4 protein-coding genes are annotated in these 4,665 nt (G+C 48.7%); 2 read left to right on the forward strand and 2 right to left on the reverse strand.

Translation table 11 applies throughout. From position 1 onward, the window contains the following. Together rlmH and V7D75_RS11580 are read left to right on the forward strand one after the other, a co-directional pair. Positions 1–353 (forward strand): 23S rRNA (pseudouridine(1915)-N(3))-methyltransferase RlmH (rlmH, locus tag V7D75_RS11575; RefSeq protein WP_333614676.1); only part of this gene is annotated, 353 nt, incomplete at its 5' end. Positions 354–469: 116 nt separating this feature from the next. Then, on the forward strand, positions 470–1,390 hold the full coding sequence (locus V7D75_RS11580; protein ID WP_333614677.1) for a DODA-type extradiol aromatic ring-opening family dioxygenase: 921 nt from the start codon (positions 470–472) through the stop codon (positions 1,388–1,390). A gap of 96 nt (positions 1,391–1,486) precedes the next feature. Here V7D75_RS11580 and V7D75_RS11585 read toward each other — a convergent pair whose 3' ends face one another. Both V7D75_RS11585 and V7D75_RS11590 read right to left on the reverse strand, forming a co-directional pair. Continuing rightward, complete coding sequence (locus tag V7D75_RS11585) at positions 1,487–2,980, reverse strand: amidase (RefSeq protein WP_333614678.1); 1,494 nt, start codon at positions 2,978–2,980, stop codon at positions 1,487–1,489. Positions 2,981–3,190: 210 nt separating this feature from the next. Next, positions 3,191–4,665 (reverse strand): DNA translocase FtsK (locus V7D75_RS11590; protein ID WP_333614679.1); only part of this gene is annotated, 1,475 nt, incomplete at its 5' end.

Below are 4,665 nucleotides of genomic sequence, written 5' to 3' on the forward strand. Positions count from 1 at the left end.
ACCCCTCAGACGCCAATTTGGCGCAGTACCGTGAGCAAGAAGGCCAAGCGATATTAGCCGCTCATGCTGCGGCTGGACGCGAGCAATTATGGGTGCTCGACGTAAAAGGTAAAATGCTCTCAACCGAACAGCTGGCTGAAAAATTGGCTGATGGCATGCAGCAAGGCGATGATATTGCGTTGGTCATTGGCGGCGCTGACGGCGTATCGCCAGAGGTATTGGCAAAAGCAGATGTGAAATGGTCGTTATCGGCGTTGACGCTGCCGCATCCTTTAGTGCGCGTGGTATTAATGGAACAGCTGTATCGCGCCATGAGTATCAATCACAACCATCCTTATCATCGCGGTAATTAAAACCTTTGTAAAAACAGTCATTTACTATAAAAATCAACCATGCCCTATCAAAAATAATGGCGAAGCATCATCGCAAAACGGATTGAAATATAGGCGCGCGCCCTAATAAATGCACCATGAAACATCCTAAACCTGCGCCACCTAAAGCCATGACCGCTGCTTTGCAACCTGAGAGCGAACGTCAAAATACGCCCATATCCAAGCCAGCACCCATTACCTCAGCGGCTGCTTGGACAGACACGCCTGCGCTAGCAAGTGCTATAACGCCATCAAAACAGGCCAAACTGCCTGCATTATTTATCTCGCATGGCGCTCCGACGCTCGCCATCGAACAATCGGCAACCACCAGTGCACTGGCACGTATCGGTCAAAACTTGCCCAAACCGCGTGCCATCATCATTATGTCGGCGCATTGGCAGTCGGCTAAGCTTGAAATCAGCAGTAATCCGCGACCAAAGACGTGGCATGATTTTTCTGGCTTTGCGCCCGAGCTTTATGAGTTACAGTATCCAGCAGCCGGCCAGCCAGCGCTTGCGGAGACATTGGCGCAGCAGCTAACGGCGCGCGGTATTACCTGCCGTGTAAACCCTTTACGCGTCAGTGACCACGGGGTTTGGGCGCCGCTTTTACACCTGTATCCTGAGGCTGATATACCCATCGTGCAAATATCCTTGCCACGCCATTATGACAGCATCGCTTGCTATCAGTTGGGCGCGCAACTGGCGCAATTGCGCGCCGAGCAAATCCTTTTGATTGGCTCGGGCAATATCACCCACAATTTACAGGCATTACGTTGGCAAGCAGAGAGTATCGATGAGACCGCCAAAGACTTTAAAGTTTGGCTGCTGCAACAACTAAAAACGGATATTCCAAGCGCTTTAGATTGGCAGCAATATCCTAATTATCAAAATGTACATCCAAGTGATGAGCACCTATTGCCGTTATTCTTTGCTTTAGGTGCCGGTCAACGCGTCTCTGTGGTGCATCAAAGCATGGCGCACCACAGCTTGGGTATGGATATTTATCGCTTTGATTAGTGCTTCGTTTGCATTAAACTTTTAATCAAAGCGCTTTTGCTATTCTCTGCTTTTCAATGATGCAATATTTATCAAAGCTACTCAAATAGTGTGAATCTACTTTTCAAAAGCTGGTTTGGTAAACATGCCAGCGCGCTCCATCTCGCCTGCGATACTAAATAACGTCGTTTCATCATTCATGCGCCCGATCAGCTGCATCCCAATCGGCAGACCTTTTTTACTCATACCAGCAGGCAATGACATCGCTGGTAAGCCAGTGACATTACCTAAAATGGTAAAGCCCATTTTTCCAAGTACTGGGGCGCTGAGCTTTTCAATCATACCTGAGCTAAAGGCAAATCTGCCCATGTTAATGCCTTTATTGAGCAAGCCTGCGCTCCGCATCAGTGTTTCATCCATACGGCTTGGCGGCAGCACACCATGCTTGACCGCAGGCGTTGGCACGGTTGGGCATAAAATCATATCATAGGTCTCAAGCAGCAAGCCCGTTTGATATTGGCTATCGTGCCAGCCATGCTTAGCGTGGGCTAAATCAACGGCGGATAATGAGCGCCCAAGCATCGCCATATTATAAGTCTGCGGCTCAAGGTTTTGGATATGCTGCGCGCCGTAACAGCGCTCGATATTATCAATGGTAAAGGCGGTATGAGCACAGACCACCACTAAAAAATCATGCCAAAACTGCTCAATATTAATATTCGGCTCAGCGGGCACCACCCGATGACCCATGGCTTCTAGTTGCTTCGCGGTTTTTTCTAATACGGCAAGTACTTCTTTATCGACCTCGGTATTGGCAACCAATGGCTGTTGATGCAGGGCGATGGTTAATTGCCTTGGCGCGCGCATGGCTGCTTGCAAAAAAGTCCCATCAGGCGGTGCAATGACGTAAGGCGCACCGATTTCTGCGCCGCTGGTCGCATCAAGCATCGCCGCACTATCGCGCACACTACGCGTAATTACATGGTCAGCAACCGCGCCTTCCCAGCCCTCGCCAATTTTTGGGCCCATAGGGTTACGGCCTCGGCTAGGTTTAAATCCAAACGCGCCGCTCCACGCCGCTGGAAAGCGTATCGAACCACCGCCGTCACCTGCGCCTGCCATTGGCACGATACCACTTGATACCGCTGCGGCACTACCGCCCGATGAACCACCTGAGCTATAGCCTTTTTTAAAGGGATTGTGTGTGACACCATGAGCCTTGGGCTCAGTAGTGATAATCAAACCAAATTCTGGCGTATTGGTTTTGCCAAAGGTATTGACGCCAGTGGCTCTCATACGCTTAACGATTTCGCTGTCGCTTTCTGATACGATATTGACGCTGCGACTGCCCATGGTAATTGGCTCATCGGCAAAATGAAACGATAGGTCTTTGAGCAAATAAGGAACGCCGTTAAAGACGCCTGTTGGCAAGCCTTTTTCTGCAGCAGCATAAGCACGCTCATCAAAGCGATGGATAATGGCGTTTAATTTAGGATTGAGCGCATTGGCTTGATTCACGGCAGCATCTAACAATTCTTTGGCGCTGACTTCCCCTGCGTTCACCAGCGCTGCCAACGCCAATGCATCATATTGGGTATATTCTTTAAACATAACTGACCGTCCTTGGAGAGTGATAGATTTATACTTTTTTAAATTGATGCTTATTTTTTATAAACACTCACCAGTTTAGTATAAAAAATGACGATTTATAATCGATAAACAAACTCATTGGTCATTCAGACGATGACAGTATTCTTTTCCCATAAAAAAAGACGAGCCACGTTCGTTACTCGTCTTTTTTTATGGCAAATCTATTAATCTTTACATCAACAGCTCACGCTTACCACTTTTGCCCATCGAGCTGACCAAGCCAGCCTCTTCCATCGAATCAACGATACGGGCCGCGCGATTATAGCCGATGCTAAATTTACGCTGGATACTAGACGCTGATACTTTACGCGTTTCCATAATAAAGGCCACAGCGTCATTATATAAATCGTCATCTTCGCCAGAAGCATTGGCGGTACTACCGCTGCCACTGGGGCTCGATAGCTCAAAGTTACCGGCCATATTATCAATATAATCGGGCGCGCCGCGTTCACGCCACGCATCACAGACACGGTTGACTTCTTCGTCGCTGACATAAGCACCATGTACACGGTCAGGCTCAATTTGCCCAGGGCCTAAGAACAGCATATCGCCGTTACCAAGCATGTCTTCTGCGCCGCCGCTGTCCAAAATCGTCCGCGAATCTACTTTCGAGTTGACCCGTAGCGCGGCACGCACTGGGATATTGGCTTTAATCAAACCCGTGATAACGTCAACTGACGGCCGCTGGGTCGCAAGCATCAAGTGGATACCCGCAGCCCGTGATTTTTGCGCTAATCGCGTGATAAGCTCTTCGGCTTGCTTACCGACTTGCATAATCATATCAGCAAACTCATCGGCGACAATTACAATCATCGGTAAGGTTTTAAGCTTTGGTGCTTGGCTGATACTGACGCTATCGTTCGGTCGCCATAAGGGATCGAGCATCGGATTACCTGCTTTTTCGGCGGCGATGACTTTTTTATTAAACTCGTTAAGTTTACGCACTTTTAATAAACTCATCAGTTGATAACGGCGCTCCATCTCTGCCACGCACCATGACAAGGCGCTGGCCGCTTCGGTCATATCAGTGACGACAGGTGTGAGAAGATGCGGAATATCATTATAGTTGGCAAGCTCGAGCTGCTTTGGATCAATCAAAATCATACGCAGCTCATTTGGCGTATATTTGAGCAGCATCGACAATAGCATCGAGTTGACCAAGACCGATTTACCAGAGCCTGTGGTACCCGCAACGAGCATATGTGGCGCGCGCGCAAGGTCGGTGATAATCGGATTACCGCCGATATCTTTACCCATCGCCATGCTAATTTGCGCCTTGGGGTCTTTAAACTTTTCCGTATTTAACAGTTCAATCAACCGCACCATTTCGCGCTTTTTATTGGGCACCTCGATACCGATATACGGCTTACCCGGAATGACCTCGACCACACGCAACGACGCCATCGATAGCGAACGTGCCAAATCGCGTGAAATACCCGTCACCTTGCTAGCTTTAACACCAGGCGCAAGCTCTACTTCAAAGCGCGTCACCACAGGGCCTGGAATGGCATTGACCACGTTTGCTTTGACGTTAAATTCTTGCAGCTTAATCTCTAACAACTCTGACAATTGCTCGAGCTCAGCCAATGTATAGCTTGGCTTACGGTCAGGGTCTGGCTTATCTAAAATCGACAACTCTGGAATCG

Origin of the sequence: Psychrobacter sp., assembly GCF_036731945.1 — a bacterium.
Classification (GTDB): Bacteria; Pseudomonadota; Gammaproteobacteria; order Pseudomonadales; family Moraxellaceae; genus Psychrobacter.